Origin of the sequence: Prevotella sp. S7 MS 2 (assembly GCF_000762865.1) — a bacterium.
GTDB lineage: Bacteria > Bacteroidota > Bacteroidia > Bacteroidales > Bacteroidaceae > Prevotella.
The window spans coordinates 21,533-43,377 of the sequence record NZ_JRPT01000043.1 but is presented as its reverse complement, the minus strand read 5'-3'; the positions used below and the strand labels follow the sequence as shown (position 1 = coordinate 43,377).

Here is a 21,845-nt window from a genome sequence, read left to right as displayed (position 1 = left end):
TTGCAAAACTTGACCAGCCGGATGGTGGTGATAAAAAGATGAGTCCGGGAACACAAAGCATACTCAACTTCCTAAATCCGAATGACATTGAGTCGATAGAAGTATTGAAAGACGCCTCCGCCACTTCCATCTATGGTGCACGTGCGGCCAACGGTGTAGTTCTCATCACGACCAAGCGTGGTAAGACCGGTAGTGCTAAAGTGTCTTATTCGTATGACTTTTCTTATCAGAAATATTCCGATATCTATAATCTGCTGTCGTTGAAAGAGTGGATGCAGGTGCGTAACGATATGGCCTTAGAAAACTATATGTGGAACAACCGAGTAGCTCCATACGGCACAAAGACAATGAAAGAGGTAGCTGCTAATCCCTATAACGGGATACAATTGAGTTATCCTTATACCGATGCGCAGATTGCGGCAGCCGGAGAGGGTACCGACTGGCTCGGACTGATTACGCGTAACGGCCGTATCAATGAGCACAACGTCAACCTGCAGGGCGGTAGTGACAAAACACAGTATATGCTGTCGTTCAACTACTTCGACCAAAAAGGTATCGTGAAGAACTCCGGTTTGACTCGATACACGCTGAAAACCAACATCGACCAGAGCTTTCTCAAGATATTCAAAGCTGGTTTGAACCTGACGATGACACGTATCAATAATGATAATACACAATTGGGGGCTGCACGTTATGAGAACTCCGGTATTATCCGCTCGGCCATTCAGATGAGTCCGGAGGTGAAAGCCTACGATGCCGAAACGGGTACTTATCCTGTCAATCCCCTGTTGGCCAAACAGCCTAACCCGTACTCGTTGCTGACGAATACCGACCAAGGACGCACTAATCGATTAATCGGTAACGTCTATATAGAGGCTCGTCCGTTAGAAGATTTGCTGTTGCGTGGTGCCTTGGGTATAGATCATGCGCAGATAGATCGTAAGACTTACCAACCTCGCACAACCGTAAATGGTAATGCCAACGGTGGAGTAGCCTATATTTATAATACAAACAACGATCAGTATCTAGCAGAAGCTACGGCCACTTATCACAAGACTTTGGCCGATATCCACAATGTTAATTTCATGGTGGGTGCCTCCTACGAAGAATTTAACAATGATATATCCGAGTTGGGAAACAACAACTTCCTGACTGACGCTTTTCTTTATAACAATATTGACGCCGGAACGGGAACCAAGATAACCAAGTCCAACGCTACGAAAAACAAGATGGAATCTTATTTTATGCGTGCTTCCTACGTACTCATGGATCGCTATCTCTTTACGGGAACCATGCGTGCCGATGGTGCCAGCGTGTTTGCCAAGAACAATAAGTGGGGCTATTTCCCCTCTGTTGCTTTAGGTTGGCTTATCAATGAAGAAAGTTTCTTGAAGCAGACAAAATGGCTTTCGAATCTAAAACTGCGTTTGAGCTGGGGACAGACGGGTAATGCCGACATCGGAACCAATGCCTTTGCAAGTTTCGCAGCCGAGAATGCCTATGTCAACGGTAACCATAAGACCGTTATCGGTGTAAAGAAAGGTAAGTTTGATAACCCCGACTTGAAGTGGGAAACCACCGAGGAATGGAACTTAGGTCTTGACTTTGGTTTCTTAAAGGGACGTATCAGTGGTTCGATAGATATTTACCAACGCACTATTTCCGACTTGCTCAACTATCGTCTGCTCAACTCTTACCAAGAACTTCCCAAGGTAATGTCGAATATCGGTAAAACACAGGGACGAGGAATCGAAGTAATGCTTAATACTCGTAATATTGAAACGAAAGACTTTGGTTGGACTACCAACTTTACATTTACCATGTATCGCGATAAATGGAAGGAGCGTACACCCGATTGGAAGCCTGCTGTCTATGAGCGGGCCAATGATCCTATTCGTCCCATCTACGCACGTAGAGCCGACCATATCTTACAAATAGGCGAAAAAGCTCCTGCTGCTCAGCCCGATTTGCTGCCGGGTCAGGTTGTCATCAAAGACCTTGACGGTTATAAGCGCGATGCTTCGGGCAATCCAATGACCGATGAAAACGGGCACTTTATACTTACCGGAGCTCCCGATGGCAAGATAGATGATGCCGATACCAAACTTATTGGTTCAAGAGACCCTGGATGGTTGGCTGGTCTCAACAATGTATTCCGCTACAAAGACTTTGAATTTTCGTTCATGTTCAATGGTATGTTCGATCGAAAGATAGAAGATCCCACGATGGCCTTTTACGGTATTAACAGCTATGGTGTGGCAGGCTCAGGATTAAATGGTTTGAAAACCAATCTTGAACGCTGGACACCGACCAATCCTTCTTCCCGATATCCAAGCGCATTCTACAACATGGGACGTGGCAAATACTATACGAGTGGTGACTTTTTCTATCAGAACGCATGGTTCATCCGTCTGCAAAACGTGTCGTTGAGCTACAATTTGCCTAAGAAATTGTTGAGTAAGGTTGGATTTATCAATAGTCTACGCGTGCATCTTTCGGCCAATAACCTTTTTGTGATTACGCCTTATGATGGGCTTGATCCAGAGACTGATGCCTATGAGGCTGCCTATCCCAACGCCAAGACCTATAGCTTTGGCGTGAACATCACATTTTAATATTTCAACAGCATTATATTATGAAACCTTTCAAACAATTCAAATATGTATCCTGTATGGTGGCTTTAAGTTTGGCTACCACCATGTTTACAGGATGTGCCGACCTGAATCCGGTGGATTATTCCGAGATGAATAGCGAACTATTTCCCAAGGTTGAGAGCGATTATACCACACTTGTGAACGAATGCTATCGCTCTATTCGCTCCAGTTGGTTCGATGGCTTGTTCGCCACAGACGACCGAGGATGTGTCGCCCTTAATGACGCGACTACCGAAATACTGACTGCCCGTAGTCATATTTTTAAGAAACAACACGATCTGGACTGGAATTCTACCGACGATTACTTGGTCGGATTCTATTATACGGAGAAGGATCCATCGGGTGGTGGCTTTCGTGATGGCTTTGCCAATGATATTAGTCGTTGCACGTCGGATTTAGCTTATATCGAAAATGCTACTTCTTTGAATGAAGCACAAAAGAAAAAGATGACAGCCGAAGTGCGGTGTGCCCGTGCTTTTATCTCTTATACGCTTTATGATATGTTTGGCCCCTTGATCATTGCGCCACAGAAACTATTGGAAACTCCACGTGAAAATGAGCCTTTGCCACGCATGTCTCGTGAAGAAATGGTGAAATTCATAGAGGCGGACTTGCTTTATGCGGCTGAAAATCTGCCGTCTCCCAATGCGGTTGAATATGGTAGGTTCAGCACCGGACTGGCCAAGATGCTGCTTATTCGTCTGTATTTGCATGAGACAAAGGACGACAAGAGTTATTATGCAAAGGTGGAAACGTTAGCCCGTGAACTGATGCAACCTTCCTTTGGTTATCAGTTGCAGCCGACTTATACACGGATGTTTGAGGTTGGCGGACAGGGAAAAACTAATAAGGAAATCATCTTTGCCTTGCCCGTTAATACCGAAATGGTAAGCTGGAATGACTGGCACATGTTTGTATTGCCGTCTGATTTTGGAAGCAATGGCATGAAAGGCGGCTACCATAGTTTGACGAGTACTTGGCATTTCTACGACGGTTTTGAAGCAAACGACGTGCGCCGCACCTATCTTTTGGCCGAATACACGAGCAACAAGACCGGAAAACTCGTAAAGCGAGGCGATTATCCTAATCTTGACCTCGGCCCCATCCCCATGAAATATGGCTACGATACCGACCTGTTTAGCAATAGCGGACGTAGCAAGATAGACCCCATTCTCTATCGTTATGCCGACGTTTATCTGTCCTTGGCAGAGGCTTTGTATCGCAAGCCTGGAGCTTCGGCTGTCGATAAGCAGGAGGCTTTGAAGTATATCAACGTTATTCGTGAGCGGGCGGGTATAGCAAGTATAGATTATTCGGCCATTGACACGGATGAAAAGTTTGTCGAAGTGTTGCTCAAGGAGCGTTGTCATGAGTTCTGGTGCGAGAACGGACAGTATCGTGCCGACCTTATTCGACTGGATAAATTCATAGAATATGCCAAGACCATCAACGGTTCTCCTTATGCCGAAAAGGCGAAGGAAGTTTATCCTTTACCCAAGAGCGTTATCCTAGATGGTAAAGGCGTGGTCATTCAGAACGCAGGTTACGATTAAAAAATACACAAACGATGGATTACCACACGCTGGTAATCCATCAAAAGATAAGGTATATCGACTTTAATTTTACCGAACAACGGCAATATTATAGAATAAATATTTATGGATCGACGTAGTTTTTTGAAGCGTGCGACAGCATTTGGCATGGCTGCAACCTTGCCCAAGGTGCTGTTGGGTACTTCTCTGGTAGAGCAAGTTGCGGAGTCCCAGTCTTCAGGAGAGAAGTTTTGGGCTTGTCTGATGCATCTTTCCTTTAATTTTGCAGGCCAAATAAAACTGTATGGAGGACTACGAACAGAATTTGAACCCGATATGGCTGTGTGGAACGCGGCCATCGAACGCATGGCTAAAAACCATGTAAACATGCTTTTTATCAATCTGGATGATTCGTTGGCTTGGCACAGTCATCCCGAGATTTCCTTGGCTCATTCGTGGACACACGAACAGTTGCGGGCACAGTTGATCAAGATTAGGAAGGCAGGAATAGAGCCTATTCCGATGTTTAACTTTTCTACGACACATGATGCGTGGCTGGGTAAGTATTCAAAAATGGTGTCATCGGCCAAGTATTATGAAGTTTGCGCCGACTTGATAGCCGAAGCCATCGCGCTCTTCGATACGCCTCGCTTTATTCATTTCGGCATGGACGAAGAACGAATCGACTACCAACTGTCCGATTATATAGTGATACGGCAGCAGGAAACATGGTGGGCCGACTTGTATTTCTACATCGGCGAAGCTATGAAACGGGGCGTTCGCCCTTGCGTATGGGCTGATTACGTGTGGCACCATCCGGATGATTTCTTCAAGATGATGCCCAAGTCGGTGGTACAATGTAATTGGTGGTACACCGAGAAGTTCTCTATCAACGATGTGGCTATCCGTTCTTATCTTGATTTGGCCCGTGAAGGCTATGACGTAATGGCCACCGGTAGTTTTGATCAAGAGAACCCCAAGAGCATTGGAAATACGGTGAAGTTCTGTAGCGAGCATATTGACGGCAATCATCTGTTGGGCTTTATGCAGACATTCTGGAAGCCGACGATAGAAACTTATCGTGCGCCTATCCTACAAGGGATTGACTTGATAGGAGCCGCACGTTCGGAATATGAAAATAAAAGGAGAGCGAAGGTATGAAAGACAGATTGATATGGGGATGTTTAATCCATCTTAGTTTCAACATGTGGGAGGAGTATATATGGCCGGGACGCCCTTTCCGAGGCTATCGACCCGACTTGGAACTGAGCGAACCGCTATGGAATGACGCCATCGAACTGATGGGCAAGAGCGGTGTAAACATGGTTGTTATTGATCTGGGTGATGCCATAAGATACCAGCGGCATCCCGAAATAGCCGTCAATGGAGCCTGGACGGTTGCCCGTTTGAAGCAGGAGTTGCGACGTATGCGGTCGTTGGGTATAGAGCCGATACCTAAATTAAACTTCTCCGCAGGGCATGATACCTGGATGAAAGAATACTCCAAGATGGTTTCTACCGATGAATACTATCGTTTCTGTTCGGATATGATAGCCGAAGTGTGTAGTATTTTCGGCCAGCCTCGCCTGTTCCACATCGGAATGGATGAAGAAGGCTACAATATGCAGAGTACCTACAAGCATGTGGTGGTGCGCAAAAATGATGCTTGGTGGCACGATTTCATGTTTCTGGTGAAGGAATGTGAGCGCCGGCATGCGCAGGCTTGGCTCTGGCCCGACTACATGTTGTGGCACCATCCCGACCAGTTTTTCAGTAAGATGCCTAAGAGCGTGATGCAGAGTAATTGGTATTATGATGAAGAGTTTAATCCCGAATGGGACATGGTGAGGCAGTATATTGATTTAGAAAAACATGGTTATGACCAAATTCCGACCGGTAGTTATCATTTTGAAAATCCTAAAAGTATAGCCAACACCGTGGCTTTCGCAGAGAAATATATCAGTCGGCAACACCTTAAAGGTTTCTTGCAGACGTGGTGGAAGCCTACGATAGAGGAAAACAGAGAGCGCATTCTAAAAGGCATTACACTATTGGGCGAAGCTCGTAAAGCTTATGAAGAACGACATACTTAAAACGATATATTTATGAAATACCTATTCTTTATTTTTCTTTTCAGCTTTATCTGTTCCTTTTCTTCCGCTCAAGTGCCTCATCGAGCGGCCGAAGACGTATGTCATGTGATGGCGCCAGACTACTGGAAGATGTGGAACGATTCTCTCCAAAATGCTATAGACCATCGTATAGAACAATATCGTAAGGCTTCGGCTACCATTTATTTGGAAGACGTGAAGCCTGGAACAGTAGTTAAGGTAGAACAGTTGAGCCACTCCTTTATCTTTGGCGGTAACATATTTGTCTATGGACAGTTGGCCACACCGGCCATGAATCGTAAATATGAAGATACTTTTGGCACGCTTTTCAATGCTGCTACGATTCCCTTTTATTGGAAGACATTGGAACCGGAACAGGGACATCCGCGTTTCACAAGTAGTAGTTCCTACATCTTTCGGCGTCCGCCTACCGACCCCATTGTAGACTTTTGCAATGCCAAGGGTATCATGACGAAGGGGCATGCAATTGTCTACGGACTTCGATTGCATGGACATCCCACTTGGATGCCCGACAATCGACTCATGATGGACAGCATATTCCATGCTCATATCAATCGTTTGGCACAACGTTATGGCGACCGTGTGCATCTATGGGATGTGGTAAACGAACCCATTGATCAGGCTAATCGTGGCATGATGCCTGATGATTACACTTTCAAATGTTTCCAGTGGGCTAGAGAGGTATTCCCCTCCAATGTGCAACTCAATATCAACGATGTAGATATGCACAGTCCGGCGACACTCCATCGACGCTATGCAGAACTAACTCGCGACCTTGTAAGTCGAGGTTCGCGTATCGATCATATCGGTATAGAGATGCATATATTCGACCCATTGGAGGCTGCTGATATTGCAAAGGGTAAAGATCCTTATATTGCTCCGGCTCTTTTAGAAGAAAAACTCGACTGCTTACAAGCATCCGACCTGCCCATTCATGTGAGCGAGGTGACTGTCTGTGCTCCCGATACCACTGAGCATGGCAAGCTGATTCAGGCTGTGATAGCTCGCAATTTGTATCGGTTGTGGTTCAGTTATCCCACGGTAGAAGCCATTACGTGGTGGAATGTGGTTGATGGTGGTGGTGCTTCGGGCGAGCCTTCCTACTCAGGTATTTACGATAAGCACATGGTTGAGAAGCCTGCCTATACCGTTTTAGATAATCTTATCAATCAAGAGTGGAAGACAAAGTTTGAAACTCGTTTGGCAAAAGACCGTACCTTGCGTTTCCGTGGCTTCCGTGGGAAGTATCTACTGACGTGGAAAGACCGCCGAGGCAAGGAATGTAAAAAAGAAATAGAAGTGAAATAGTGATATAATCATCTTTTAGAAGATATTCAGAATGAAGAAGCATATACTGTTGTTGTTATCATTTTGGTTGACTACCGTCATGGGCATGGCCGATAATCGCTTCGCCGGTGTACAGTCATTGGTAGACCGTCGCGTACCATGGCTTAAAGATAAGGTGATGTTTGAGTTGCTGCCACAGACCGATAAGGTTGAAACTTTCACCTTGGCTACGCATGATGGTAAACTCATTATCAAAGCTACAGGCGAGAATGTGGCTTGTATGGGGCTCAACCATTATTTGGAAGACTACTGTCACCGTTCCATGTCGCACATGGGAGATAACCTTGGACCGGTCAATCGTTTGCCCGAAATAACCTCACCTGTAACTCGTCGAGTTGACATGCCATTGCGTTATGCCCTTAATTATTGCACTTTCAACTATACCATGTCGTTCTACCAATGGGAAGACTGGGAGCATGAATTAGATTGGATGGCTCTTCATGGTGTCAATTTGATGCTCATGCCCATCGGTATGGAAAAGGTTTGGCAGAACACACTCCGCAAGTTTGGCGTCACCGATCTGCAAATTCGCAATTTTATTCCCGGTCCCGGTTATACAGCTTGGTGGCTTATGGGCAATTTGGAAGGTTGGGGTGGTCCTGTGTCACAGACTTTTATAGACGGTCAGGCACAGATGGCTCGTCGATTGTTGGGGCGCATGGAGGCATTGGGCATACGACCGGTGATGCAAGGTTTCTATGGTATGGTATCTAGAAGTATTCGCGATCGACATGCCGATGCTGTGATTCCACAAGGTATGTGGGGATTCTTCGAGCGCCCGGACATCCTCAAGCCTACCGGTAAACTCTTTGGAGATATGGCCGACGTGTATTATCATGAGATGAAAAAGCTCTATGGTACTAACCTGAAATACTTTGGAGGCGACCTCTTCCACGAAGGTGGACTCACTGGAACGCTGAATGTTTCAGACTGCGGTTTGGCAGTGCAAAGCGCCATGGAGCGTCATTTCCCCGGAAGTACATGGGTATTACAGGGGTGGAGTGGCAATCCTAAGCCGGCATTATTAGCTAAACTTAATCGCGAAAAAGTGTTGGTGGTCGATCTTTTCGGTGAGAATTCTGAAGTGTGGGAGCAGACACAGGCCTATGGCGGTACTCCTTTTATATGGTGTGTTGTGTCTAATTTTGGCGAACAATGTGGCATGTATGGTAAGTTACAGCGCATTGCCCTGCAGATAGATAAGGTACGCCATAGCCCTTATAAAAACTGTTTGAAAGGTGTAGGTATCATGCCTGAGGGCATCAACAACAATCCGGTGGTCTACGATTTGGTGCTCCATGCCCCCATGACCGACGGCAAAATCAATGTAGAAGAATGGCTTCGGTCTTACATTACCTATCGTTATGGAGCTTTCAATGAGGATATTTATGCTGCTTGGCTCATTTTCTTGCAGACCATCTATGCCAGTGTGCCTGAGAAATATGGTCTTCCTGAGAGCGTGTTCTGCGCTCGTCCGGGTACTAAAGTAGTCAATACCTCATCGTGGGGAGTACGTGCCCGATACTATGATATGGACTTCTTTAAGGAAGGTGTGAAACGCTTTATGAAAGCACGTGCGGCCTTTTCCAATTCAGAAACTTACTCCTACGATATGTTTGATTTGCTGCGTCAGGTGCAATCGGATAAGGGAAACCGCGCTTATGATGACATGATAGCAGCTATTGAGGCTAAGGATGTGGCTCGATTTGAGCGTACTTCCGACCGTTTCCTCCACCTTTTGTTGCGTCAGGATACCCTCCTTGCCCAAAGCAAGGGATTCACCTTAGACCGGTGGTTGGGTAAAGCAGCGTGTTTCGGGAAGACGGAGGGCGACCGCGCTTTGGCTCTGAAGAATGCCAAAATGCAGTTAACCTTCTGGGGACCTGACTGGAATCCCAATACTACCGTGCACGACTATGCAGCTAAAGAGTGGAGTGGTATGCTCAAAACTCTCTATTATGAAGAGTGGAAAATGTTTGTCGACGTATGGCGTCAGCGTGTTCGGGGTATCGAGATGATAGAGCCCGACTACTATGGATACCAAATTGCATGGAGCAAAAAGCCGGTGAACTACACGCCGGTGAAGCTCAATGAGGTACAGATGGAGGCTCTTGTGGCCGACATCCTTCGCTAAATGGTGAAATAAGTGTCAATTGCCAACCTCCTTCGGACGAGTTGATAGAATCTTCCGAACGGCGGTTGGCAAATACGATAGATAAGAGTTGAAGTGATAGATAAGAGTATGTTTCTAGGCATAAAGTTTGGTTTTCTGTTTGGTTTTGCCTACTTTTGAGTTCTGAAAAACAGTTAGTCTTTTAACGATATGACCTTTTGAAAGAACCTAATAAAATAAGTGGCATCACATGAACATGACATCAACAAAAGAAGATATGCTGATTTGGCTGCTCAAACACGACTCTCAATGGGCTTTTGACAATCTTTATCGCATGTATGCACATAGACTTATGGCCTTTGCCATGGAATATTGTCATCATAACGAGACTGCGGGTGAGATAGTGGAAGATACCTTTATCTGGATATGGACTCATCGTCACGAGATAAAACAGGAGAAAACACTGTTCAAACTGCTCTTTATCAAAGCACGCCATCTGCTTATCAATGCTTACAGGGCTACTCTTAACAGTCCTCGTTTTGAAGACTACGTGGACTATGTAGACAGTCTTGGTACAGAGAGCAACGGCGCACAGATGGATTATGACGACTTTGTACGCATCATCAGGAATGGACTTGAGCAGATTCCACCCACACAGCGGCGAGTCATAGAGTTGTCGCGATTCGAGCAGAAAAGTATCAAAGAGATTGCCGAACTCATGAATCTGAAAGAACAAACGGTGAGGAACCAATTGTCATTAGGGCTTAAGCAGCTGATGGCTTTCATCAATCGAGCGGGCTATGGAGCGTTTACGTTATGGCTGATGATTTATTAATAAAGCATAAAAATCGGTATATCTTACATGATTTCATGTCTATTCCAATAATAATAAAGATAAGGTTATGACCAATATAGAGGAAAAATATAGGACCGGAAGGTTGACAAAGGAGGAATTATTGCAGTTCCGTGAATTTGTAAACCAGTCGACTGATGCTGAACAGAGCGCTGCCATGGAAGCTCATTGGCAGGAGGATATTGATACATCACACGTCAATGAGGCTGAAATAGATGCCATTCAAGAGCGTTTGGATGAGCAAATCAGTGGTTCACAGACATTGCATCGTCGGCTGTGGCACATCTTAGAGCGAGTGGCTGTGGTGCTATTGCCTATCTGTTTGATAGGGTTGGGCTATTTAAGCTACGAACGTTTGCGATCCACCGATAATCTTCTAACCATCTCTACGCGCCATGGTGAGCAGACAAGTATTACTTTTCCCGATAGTACACATGTGCAGGTAAACGAGCAATCTACAGTATCGTATCGGCCTCAGGTTTTCACACCTAACAAACGAGAGATAGATTTTCAAGGCGAAGGTTACTTTGAAGTGCATCGTGATAGTCGTCATCCGTTCATCATTCACACGCCCGATATGAGTGTCACAGTGACTGGAACGAAATTTAATCTCACTAATTATCCACAGTCGGCTACGGTGACGTTGTGCCTTTTCGAGGGTTCTGTGTCTCTCCGTTCTATGAAAACACAGGAGCAAATTACAGTGAAACCTCACGAACGATGTGTGCTTAACCGTCACACCGGACACTTTTCGGTGGAGCCATTTGATGAAGATGAGGCTTATTATACAGCTTGGCAACGCCATGAATTGGTGTTCCATAGTGTGCCGTTACGGCAGGTGGTGCAGAAGTTGAGTGTTGTCTATGGTGTTGAAATAGAACTGAAGAATGTCAATACCGACGATTATTTCACCGGCACACTGCCTTCGTCGGATTTTGGTAAGTGCATGGTTGTTATATCAGATCTCTATCGTTGCAAGGTGAGTCGTACTGACAAGTCAGTAATATTGAGTCGCTAAGCAGAACCAAATTCTCTGAATGACAGAAATATAGTGATTAATATATAAGATAAAAGGGCTGTCTCCTTATTCGGAAGATAGCCCTTTTTGTATCTTATTACCTTTTGAAAGAAATTCAAAAGGCTATTATGCAACTGCTTTCTTAGCAAATAGTTTGCCTTTGAGCCACTCTCTTACTGGCATATCGTAGAGTTTGTAAGAAGCGTAGGCTAGCATGATAGCGATGAAGAAGAGGCCTACCGACAACATGATGTGGGCATGTAGGGGAGCGTCGGGATGTGTTTCTTTCCATGCCATCTGTGCATATACCAGTGGATAATGGGTGATATAGAGCGGGTAGGAAATCTCTCCGAAGAATTTACATACAGCTGCCGAGTGCTTGTCGGTGACTTTACTGCCTGCGCCTATAGCAACAATGAGTGGGAAACAAGCCAAGATGACAATGAGTTCGTAAACGCCATTGAGCCAAGGAGAGCCTTCGGCGCCGGCATAAGGCATCACGAGTAAGACGGCAACAAGCAGTGAACACCACCAGAATCCAGCACGAATGGTTATCAGTCGTCCCATACGAGAGATGAGCAATCCCATGAAGAAGGGGTAGAGCAGGCGTGTGCTGCCTATTAAGAGTTGGTCGGGAGTAAGGCTCCAACCACCTATCACGGTATAAATGGCATATTCGCGAGGCTTCAAAATGCCGCCGAGGTCAATGTTTAAACATAGGTTGACGGTGAGCAAAGCAAAGAGAGCGACACACACCATGAGCATTTTCTTGGAGAAACGGCGAATGATAAGAGCATAAAGCAAGTTGGCCAAATACTCCCATTGTAACGACCATGCTGGTCCGTTGAGTGGATTGGTCTCTGTCCATCCGCGTATATCCATCGACTTGGGCAACGGTATCATGGTGCAGGTGAAGAGGAATACGACGATAACCATCCACCAAGGAGTGTTTGAAATCATCGGGAATACCTCGCTGGCACCAAAGTAAAACATGCACATACCGAAGAAAGAACCGAAGATAACCATGGGGTGAAGGCGTACTAAACGGCGCTTGATAAAATTCCAAGTAGACATCTTGTCCCAACGATCATCGTATGCGTAGCCTATCACGAAGCCCGATAAGACGAAAAAGAAGTCCACAGCTAGATAGCCATGGTTGAGGATTTGGAACTTAGGACCGGCTGAGTAGGTTTCAAAAAGATGGAAAGCCACGACGATTAATGCCGCCACTCCACGCAGTCCGTCGAGTATTTCGTAGCGCGGTTTAGAGGCTAGATAGATGTTATTCTTATCCATTTGATGTTTTGAAAAATTTGTATTAGTAGTAATGGGGGCAAAGGTAGCGATTTCTTTTGGTATCTTCTGCCCCCTAACATGAGAATGTTAAACAAAAAATCCCTGCAACCTTAATGGTGCAGGGATTTTTATATTGAAACTCGAAGTGTTTACTTCATAGGACAGCTGGGGCTCCAAGGCTTCAGTTGTTTGAAGAAATCATTGCCCTTATCGTCTACCAAGATGAAAGCAGGGAAGTCTTCTACATCAATCTTCCAAATGGCTTCCATGCCGAGTTCGGGATATTCCACACACTCGATGCTCTTGATTGAACTCTGTGAGAGGACTGCGGCTACGCCTCCGATGGTCCCCAAATAGAAGCCACCATGCTTTTGGCATGCATCGGTAACAGCTTGTGTACGATTGCCTTTGGCTATCATCACGAGACTGGCACCATGGTCTTGGAATTCATCTACGTATGGATCCATGCGGTTGGCAGTGGTTGGTCCCATCGAACCACAGGCATATCCCTCCGGAGTCTTGGCCGGTCCAGCATAGAGGATAGGATAGTCTTTGAAGTATTGTGGCATATCTTCGCCAGCATCCAAGCGAGCTTTGAGCTTAGCATGGGCTATGTCGCGAGCCACGATGATGGTACCTTTGAGGTTCACACGAGTAGATACAGGGTATTTAGTGAGTTCTGCACGTACAGCATCGATACCCTTATCAAGGTCGATGGTAATACCCTGTGCGCCCTCTCCGGGTTTACGATACTCTTCAGGAATCAGTTCTGAGGGGTTGTCGTCCATTTTTTCCAACCAGATACCATCGGCGTTGATTTTAGCTTTGATATTTCGGTCGGCTGAACAACTTACACCCATACCGATAGGACAGCTTGCTCCGTGGCGTGGAAGGCGGATAATGCGGATGTCATGAGCCAAAGCCTTACCGCCAAACTGTGCACCCAAGCCAATCTTGTGGGCTTCTTCAAGCAACTTGTTCTCCAAGTCGATGTCGCGGAAAGCACGTCCGGTCTCGTCGCCTGTGGTGGGTAAGTTGTCGTAATACTTGATAGATGCGAGCTTTACGGTAAGCAAGTTCTTCTCGGCCGAGGTACCACCGATGACGAATGCGATGTGGTATGGAGGGCAAGCTGCCGTTCCGAGACTCTTCATCTTTTCAACGAGGAAAGGCAACAATGTGCTTTCGTTTTGGATGGTAGCTTTGGTCATGGGGTAGAAATAGGTCTTGTTAGCCGAACCACCACCTTTGGCTACCATTATAAAGCGATACTCTGCACCCTCAACGGCTTCGATGTCTATCTGAGCGGGAAGGTTACAACGTGTATTAACCTCGTCGTACATGTTGAGCGGAGCATTCTGTGAGTAGCGCAGATTGTCTTGTGTGAAGGTGTTGTATACACCACGAGAGAGTGCTTCCTCGTCTTCGAAGCCTGTCCAAATCTGCTGTCCCTTTTCGCCATGGATAATAGCTGTCCCCGTATCTTGGCAGAATGGGAGCACGCCTTTAACTGCTGTCTCAGCATTGCGTAGGAATTGGAGAGCCACATACTTATCGTTTTCCGATGTTTCGGGGTCGGTAAGGATGGCTGCCACCTGCTTGTTGTGTGCCCGACGGAGCATAAATTCGCAGTCGTGGAAAGCTTGCTGACTCAACAAGGTCAAAGCTTCCTTGCTCACTTTTACAATTTGTTTGCCTTCAAATTCGGCAGTGCTGACTCCCTCTTTGGTCAAAAGACGGTACTCGGTATCGTCTTTTCCCACTTGGAACATGGGAGCATACTTGAAATCTGGTGCTTTTGCCATAATGTTTTTTAATCTATAATAGGTTGTTTAATATCCGAAAATAGTCTCTGTAGATACGCGCTTCACAGGACCAATCTTTTCCAATTCCTTCATGTTCAGATTCTTCTCGTTGCCTAAGATGATGTAGCGGTAAGGCTTGCGAGCCATGTGTTGCTGCTCGAAGTCGACGATATCTTTGAGTTGGATGCTTGGCAATGTCTCATAAATCTTCTTGTTCAAGTCGTAATCCAAGCCACGGTTTTTGGCATTGATGTACGCATTGAAGAACCCACCGCGCATCGTACGAACGCTCGCATAGAATTTGGTGAGGCTTTGTTTTGCCAATTGGAAGGCTGATTCGCTTTGTGGAATGGTGTCAAGAATCTCGTTAAAGACGCGTATACAGTCCGACATCTTGTCGTTCTGAGATATGATATAGGTCTGTACCCATTCCGGATGATTCTTCAAACGAGGCGTCATGTATCGGGCAGATGCGCTATATGCCAGTCCGCGAGCTTCGCGTAGTTCTTGGAATACAACACCGTTCATACCGCTACCGAAGTACTCGTTGAAGACAGCTTCGATGGTCGCGCGTTCCGGAGTCCACTGTGTATTCTCGTTATGATACATCATCATATAGATGTTTTTGGCATCATAAGGAGCCAACAGCACCTCGTTCTGTGTTGTGGTTTGCTCTTGATACTCTTTCTTTGTGGGTATGTTGATCAATTTCTTGCCCATACGGTGTTGCTTGTCTACCAATTTAGTGACGGCAGCGAGGCTCGACGGACCACAATAATATAAGGTGTGCTCATAGTTGCTCAGGTTTTTGATGAGGTCGACGAGCGTCTGTGGATTGGTCTGCTTGAGTTGTGAAGCCGACAATTGGTTCAGTTGAGGATTGTATTCGCCATAGATTCCATAGCTGGAAAGGGCACTGAAGTTGGCCGATTGAGACTTTTTGTTGTCGGCACGACCCTTTAGAATCAGACCCACATATTGATTGTAAGCCTCTGTGTCAACCTTCATGTTCTTCAAAACATTTTCGGCCAATGCCACAGCGGCAGGCATGTTTTCGTTCAATCCGGACAGGCTGACGGTGATAGCATTATCAGATACGTTGATACCGAAGTCGCAAGCTAATTTATAGAATTGCTGTTTCACTTGGTCGGCAGATAATTTGTCTGTTCCCAATAAGTCTACATAGCCGGCTGCATAGTCGTATCTTACGTCGCTTTGTTTGCCAAATTCGTAGCGATACATCATAGTGAAGAGCTTGTCGTTGGCCTCTTGTCGATATACTACTGGCAGTTTCTTGCCAGTTTTGGCGAATGTTAAGTCGCGTTTAAAGTCTACAAAATGAGGTTGTATAGGCTCCGGCTTGCTGGCAGCTATCTTACGTAAGAACTCACTACTCTTATCTCTGTTGGTCGGAATAGCCGTGATAGCCGGCTTTTCTATTTTCTTGATGGTCTTATCCTCGCCTGTCTTCTTGTATACACAAACGAAGTTTTGACCGAAATATTTGCGAGCAAACTCTACAATCTGTTGTTTTGTCATCTTCGAGATACGGTCCATACGATTCACAACCTGCTCCCATTCGATACCATTGATGAACGCATCGACGTACTGGCTAGCGCGAGAATTGTTGTTCAATAGCGATGCATAGTAAGCTCGCTTCATGTTGTTGACAATCGAGGGAAGCAAATCGTCGGAGAATTCTCCATTTTTCAGCTTTTGAATCTCGGCCAAGATGAGGGCGCGAACTTGTTCCAATGTTTGGCCTTCTTTAGGATACCCCACAGCTATAAATTCGCTATAATCGGTCAAAGCATTGACTCCTGTGCCTGCTCCTTGTACTTTCATGGCTTGATTCAAGTTCAAATCGAAGAGACCGGCACGGCCGTTTGACAACAGCGAACTGATGACTTCGAGCGTATCATTCTGCAAAGAAGAAGCCTTGTCAAACTTCCATCCCATCATCATGTTTTCTGCTTCGATACCTATAACCGTCGTATCAACAACAGCAGTGAGATTGGGTTGAACAGGGAATTCTGGGCGTGAGAGGTTCTCACTTTTCTTCCATCCACCGAAATATTTGTCGATTAAGGCTACGGTCTCGTCGGGATTCAAATCACCGGCCATACAGATAGCTACATTATTGGGTACATAATACTTCTTGAAGTAGTTTTTGATATTGACGATAGAAGGATTTTTCAAGTGGTCGCCCACACCGATAGTAGTCTGTGTTCCGTAGGGATGAGTAGGGAAGAGCTTTTTATTGAGAGCATCCCAAACTTTCCGGGCGTCCTTGGCCAAGCCGATGTTGTACTCTTCGTACACAGCTTCAAGTTCGGTATGGAAGCCACGAATCACCATATTTTGGAAACGATCGCTCTGTACTTTGGCCCAGTTTTCAATCTCGTTGGCCGGGATATTTTCCTGATAGCAGGTCACATCGTTGCTCGTATAGGCATTGGTACCCTCTGCTCCGATGCTGGCCATCATCTTATCGTATTCGTTTGGGATATTATACTTGGCTGCCAACTGCGACAAGCTGTCTATGCTGTGATACCAAGCTTTGCGCTTTGCTGGGTCTTTGATGGTGCGATAGACCTCGTAACGATTCTGAATAGAGTCGAGTAGGGGTTGCTCGGCTGCCATATTACTGGTACCGAAGTGATTTGTTCCTTTAAACATCAAGTGCTCCAAGTAGTGAGCCAAGCCTGTCGTTTCAGCTGGGTCGTTGCGCGAACCGGTTCGTACGGCAATGTAGGTTTGGATGCGTGGTGCATCTTTATTGACGCTTAGATAAATCTTCAGACCGTTGTCAAGCGTATAAATACGCGTCTGCATGGGGTCGCCTTTGACTGTCGTGTAGTGATAATCCTTAGCTTGCATACCCATGACGGAACATGCTAATACCATGACAGTGGCAATGATTCTCTTTGTTTTAATCATTTTCATGAATTTATAATGTTATACTGTTCTCTTCGTTTTGTTCTGTTTCGCGACTTAGCATATTGATGAAATCGCTCAATACACTCTTTTCCACATCGCTTGATGTTAATTCTTGCTCAGCATTTTTGCGAATTTGGTCTGCCCACATGTGTCGAGCTGCGATACCATCTTGCATGATTTGCTCCGTGGCATCATCGGTTAGCTCGGTCAGATGGTAATAATTGAGTATCAATCGGTACGTCCAAGCCCACTCATATTCCCGGTACGACTCGTGGATGTCAACCAATCGGTCGATGATGTCTTGCACCGTCTCGATGTCACCATGCTTGATGTCGTTGATTAGCATACGTTCCTCACTCTTCGGTAAGAGCATACCGGCAAGGTCACTCCATTGTCCACAGCCCGTTTGAGCGTAGGGTTGTTCGGCTTCATTCTGCTCTATACGCTGCTTCAATACCGCTCCCATGTAGATGTGCAAGGCCATATCGTAGTTTTGGATGCCCTGTTTTAAGTCGGCGGCAGATATTGCGTGCTCATGATAATAATAGGTGGGAGCGTGTTCTCCCGATGCTTCGCGCAGGCGTTCGAGTATCTCTTTACCCTCGACGATACTTCCTATGGTGACAGGATTCAACCAGTCGAAGTCGACAATGCTTCTCTGAATGGCATGAACGCGCACATCGCGCTTCACCCACTTGTGTATGTCTCGATACAATCCGGCAGTGCAGAGTGTGTAGCCCGGCTTCAGATATACGGTGTCACCTACTGCTTTGAGCTGTGAGAAAGGCATTGACAGGGTATCAGGATGATGCGTTAAAACACCGGAACATGTAGAGAATGCGCCGATATGCACCGGCATGACCAGTTGACAACCGCTCTCTGTAGTGCATCCGCGCTCTAAAATACCATGATGGATAGCCCCCAGTTTACCGCAATCGTTGCTGAAATTAGTGGCGCTACCGGCATTGTAAAACGAGAACATGCCGCTCAATAGCAGGCTGTTTTGATGATGATTGGTACTGAAAGGACCGCAAAAAGCTGAGCAGACTTCCCCCTTACTCATGTTGGAATTGGCAAAGAAGACACTGCTAGTTGCTGTAAAACCATTGTTCAACTGACACGCTTCGCCTACAAAACAATCTTGTATCTTTACACCGTTGGTGATGGATGAACCGTCGCAGATAATGGAATTTTCACAGATGACGGCCGTTCCAATAAATACACTGGCATTGGGTGAACTGATAATTGTGCAGTCGCAGAGTCGTTCGGCACCACTAATTTCACAGTCGTCGTGAATGATGGTGTTGGTAATCTCTTTGGTATTGACAATCTTCACGTTGTTACCGATGATGCCACGGTCGGGCATACGGCGCTCAATATCCTCATGAATGAGACGTCGGAGGGCGTCGCGCAACAGTTTGTCTTCGGCATGTAGCACCATGAGGGCGGCCAATTGACTGCTGAGATTGTGGAAGAGTAGCAGATTGCCTTCGCCCGATTCGTTGAGCACGGAGACCGGATTACCCTCTCCATAAGTCGCTCCTTCGGCTGTTTCCATCATTGCCACGTTGCCGATATAGCAGTCGTCGCCTATCGTATAGTTGTTGATATAGGTGCCGATATTCTCTATGAGACAGTTGTCGCCGATAGAAACGTTGCGCAGGGTGGCGTTGTTGATACCACTATGTTTCATGAATCCGCGGCTTACCTCGACATTTTTGGTAAATTCGCCCAACTCTATGTCACCGTAAAACATGACCCGATGCAAATAATTAGGCATGAAATCCTCGGCTACCTGTATTGCAGTCCAGTCTTCGGCCCAACAATTATTCTCTTCAAGTGTGATGATTTCTTTGTCTGTCAACTGTCTCATGTCTATCTGATTTAGCCTTCCATCTGTGGATAGAGGAAGTCGTTGTACGGATATTTTTGCACATGTAGCTCGCGCACCTTCTTATATAGTACGCTACGGAACTCATCGATGTTCTCTCGTTGCTTTGCCGATATGAATAGACAGTTATCATTTAGTCGTGCCATCCAAGTGCGTTTGAGCTCTTCAAGTGTGATATTCTCTTTACGAATCGGTGTTAAATCGTCTTCTTCCTTTTCTATCCACGTGTAGTTATCAATTTTGTTGAAGACTATCATACATGGTTTCTCGGCACAACCCAGTTCGCTGAGTGTCTTTTCTACCACTTGTATTTGTTCTTCGAAATCGGGATGTGAGATGTCGACCACGTGTAGTAGCAGGTCGGCTTCGCGCACTTCGTCGAGTGTAGATTTAAAAGAATCGACCAAATCAGTAGGTAGTTTACGAATAAAACCGACAGTGTCGGCCAATAGGAAAGGCAGGTTGTCGACCACAACTTTGCGCACAGTGGTGTCGAGTGTGGCGAAAAGTTTGTTCTCGGCAAATACTTCGCTCTTGGCCATGAGGTTCATCAGTGTCGATTTACCTACGTTGGTGTAGCCTACAAGCGCCACACGAATCATGCGGCCACGGTTCTTGCGTTGTGTGGTTTTCTGTTTGTCGATTTCCAATAATCGCTGTTTCAGCAGCGTGATGCGCTGTAAGATGATACGACGGTCCATCTCTAACTGCGTTTCACCGGGGCCACGGAGTCCTACGGAACCCTTTCCGCCACCCGAACCAGAACCACCTCCTTGGCGTTCCAAGTGAGTCCAAAGGCGTTGGAGTCGCGGCAACATGTAGCGATATTGCGCTAATTCCACTTGAGTCTTGGCGTTAGCTGTCTGCGCTCGCATGGCAAATATGTCGAGAATCAGCGATGTTCGGTCTAGAATCTTCACGCCAAGTTCGCCTTCTATGTTGCGTATCTGCTTAGCCGACAGTTCATCGTCGAAGATGACCATACCCACCGGACGTTCGTTTTCTTCCTCGTCTTTGATGTATTGTTTTATCTCTTCCAACTTACCTTTGCCCACATAGGTTACCTGACTAGGCCCGGCTACCTTTTGGGTGAATCGCTTGACGGTGACGGCTCCGGCCGTGTCGGCAAGGAATTCCAGTTCGTCGAGGTATTCCTTGGTCTTTGCTTCGTCTTGGTTTTGCGTGATAAGTCCCACGAGTACGGTTGTTTCGGCCTTTACTTCTGAGATGACAAATTCCTTCATGTATATTGTATTATAATCCATGCAAAGTTAAGAAATAAAGTCATAAATATGGCATTTCATCCTAAGTTTTATATACTCTAAGATTAGTATTTGCCAAGCGGGCTTGTCAATGGTGCGTTATAAAATATTAACTTTAAGAAAAATTGCTGTTTTGTTCGACTTTCTGATGTTTTTATGTTATCTTTGCTAATTCAAAAAAATAAGTAAACTAACTTAATTAGCAACCATGAGAGTAATCATTGAAAAAGATTATGAGAAGCTGTCTCAGTGGGCAGCGGAGCATGTTATCAATCGTATCAATCAGTTTAATCCTACACCAGACCATAAGTTTGTACTTGGTTTGCCTACAGGTTCTTCGCCTATTGGCATGTACAAGGCACTGGCAGAAGCTTGCAAGGCAGGTAGAGTGTCGTTTAAGAATGTGTTGACTTTTAACATGGATGAGTATGTGGGTCTTCCCGAATCACATCCTGAGAGCTACCATTCGTTTATGGCTCGCAATCTCTTCGACCATATCGACTGCCCAAAAGAGAATATCCATATTCTGAATGGTAATGCAGAAGACTTGGAAGCAGAGTGCGCTCACTATGAGGAAATGATTCAAGAGGCCGGTGGCATCGACTTGTTTATCGGTGGCGTGGGTGTTGATGGCCACGTAGCTTTCAACGAACCGGGTTCGTCATTGACTTCTCGTACTCGCCAGAAGACATTGACCACGGATACACGTATCGTCAATTCACGTTTCTTCGACAACGATATGAACAAAGTTCCTGCTTACGCATTGACCGTAGGTGTGGGCACAGTGATGGACGCTCGTGAGGTAATGGTACTTATCAACGGCCACTCTAAGGCTCGCGCTTTGCAGGCAGTGGTAGAAGGACCGGTAACTCAGATGTTCACAATCAGCGCTCTTCAGTTGCACAAGCATGGTATTATTGTATGCGACGAGGCAGCTACCGATGAACTCAAAGTGGGTACATACCGTTACTTCAAGGATATTGAACATAAGTAAAACGAACT

At 45.9% G+C, this 21,845-nt stretch carries 14 protein-coding genes; 9 read left to right on the top strand and 5 right to left on the bottom strand.

All coding sequences use genetic code 11. The annotated features are described in order from the left end of the window. The 8 genes from HMPREF0671_RS08240 to HMPREF0671_RS08205 all read left to right on the top strand — a co-directional run. Positions 1 to 2,615: SusC/RagA family TonB-linked outer membrane protein (locus HMPREF0671_RS08240; protein WP_036899317.1), on the top strand; the 2,615-nt coding region annotated here is incomplete at its 5' end. A 20-nt stretch (positions 2,616 to 2,635) separates the two neighbouring features. After that, on the top strand, positions 2,636 to 4,207 hold the full coding sequence (locus HMPREF0671_RS08235) for a RagB/SusD family nutrient uptake outer membrane protein (protein WP_036899314.1): 1,572 nt from the start codon (positions 2,636 to 2,638) through the stop codon (positions 4,205 to 4,207). Between the two features lie 105 nt (positions 4,208 to 4,312). Then, positions 4,313 to 5,347, top strand: a complete 1,035-nt coding sequence (locus HMPREF0671_RS08230) for a hypothetical protein (protein ID WP_036899312.1) — start codon at positions 4,313 to 4,315, stop codon at positions 5,345 to 5,347. Next, positions 5,344 to 6,279 (top strand): Tat pathway signal protein, encoded by a 936-nt coding sequence (locus HMPREF0671_RS08225; RefSeq protein ID WP_036899310.1) that lies wholly within the window; start codon positions 5,344 to 5,346, stop codon positions 6,277 to 6,279. Before HMPREF0671_RS08230 ends, HMPREF0671_RS08225 begins: the two co-directional genes overlap by 4 nt. A 12-nt stretch (positions 6,280 to 6,291) precedes the next feature. Further along, positions 6,292 to 7,626, top strand: coding sequence for an endo-1,4-beta-xylanase (locus HMPREF0671_RS08220; protein WP_036899308.1), 1,335 nt, complete (start codon positions 6,292 to 6,294; stop codon positions 7,624 to 7,626). 31 nt (positions 7,627 to 7,657) lie between these two features. Further along, complete coding sequence (locus HMPREF0671_RS08215) at positions 7,658 to 9,799, top strand: alpha-N-acetylglucosaminidase (RefSeq protein WP_036899306.1); 2,142 nt, start codon at positions 7,658 to 7,660, stop codon at positions 9,797 to 9,799. A 229-nt stretch (positions 9,800 to 10,028) separates the two neighbouring features. Beyond that, positions 10,029 to 10,613, top strand: a complete 585-nt coding sequence (locus HMPREF0671_RS08210) for a sigma-70 family RNA polymerase sigma factor (protein ID WP_036899305.1) — start codon at positions 10,029 to 10,031, stop codon at positions 10,611 to 10,613. 67 nt (positions 10,614 to 10,680) lie between these two features. Continuing rightward, positions 10,681 to 11,649 (top strand): FecR family protein, encoded by a 969-nt coding sequence (locus HMPREF0671_RS08205; protein WP_036899303.1) that lies wholly within the window; start codon positions 10,681 to 10,683, stop codon positions 11,647 to 11,649. 126 nt (positions 11,650 to 11,775) lie between these two features. Here HMPREF0671_RS08205 and HMPREF0671_RS08200 read toward each other — a convergent pair whose 3' ends face one another. The 5 genes from HMPREF0671_RS08200 to hflX form a co-directional block, all read right to left on the bottom strand. Further along, positions 11,776 to 12,945 (bottom strand): acyltransferase, encoded by a 1,170-nt coding sequence (locus HMPREF0671_RS08200; protein ID WP_036899301.1) that lies wholly within the window; start codon positions 12,943 to 12,945, stop codon positions 11,776 to 11,778. Positions 12,946 to 13,094: 149 nt separating this feature from the next. Further along, positions 13,095 to 14,750, bottom strand: a complete 1,656-nt coding sequence (locus HMPREF0671_RS08195; protein ID WP_036899299.1) for a fumarate hydratase — start codon at positions 14,748 to 14,750, stop codon at positions 13,095 to 13,097. Positions 14,751 to 14,777: 27 nt separating this feature from the next. After that, on the bottom strand, positions 14,778 to 17,690 hold the full coding sequence (locus HMPREF0671_RS08190) for a pitrilysin family protein (RefSeq protein ID WP_036899331.1): 2,913 nt from the start codon (positions 17,688 to 17,690) through the stop codon (positions 14,778 to 14,780). 10 nt (positions 17,691 to 17,700) lie between these two features. Next, positions 17,701 to 19,563 (bottom strand): DUF4954 family protein, encoded by a 1,863-nt coding sequence (locus tag HMPREF0671_RS08185; protein WP_036899297.1) that lies wholly within the window; start codon positions 19,561 to 19,563, stop codon positions 17,701 to 17,703. Positions 19,564 to 19,574: 11 nt separating this feature from the next. Then, positions 19,575 to 20,825, bottom strand: coding sequence for a GTPase HflX (hflX, locus tag HMPREF0671_RS08180; RefSeq protein ID WP_036899295.1), 1,251 nt, complete (start codon positions 20,823 to 20,825; stop codon positions 19,575 to 19,577). A gap of 226 nt (positions 20,826 to 21,051) precedes the next feature. Between hflX and nagB the strand changes: the two genes are divergently transcribed. Continuing rightward, positions 21,052 to 21,837 (top strand): glucosamine-6-phosphate deaminase, encoded by a 786-nt coding sequence (nagB, locus tag HMPREF0671_RS08175; protein WP_036899292.1) that lies wholly within the window; start codon positions 21,052 to 21,054, stop codon positions 21,835 to 21,837. Positions 21,838 to 21,845 lie beyond the last annotated feature (8 nt).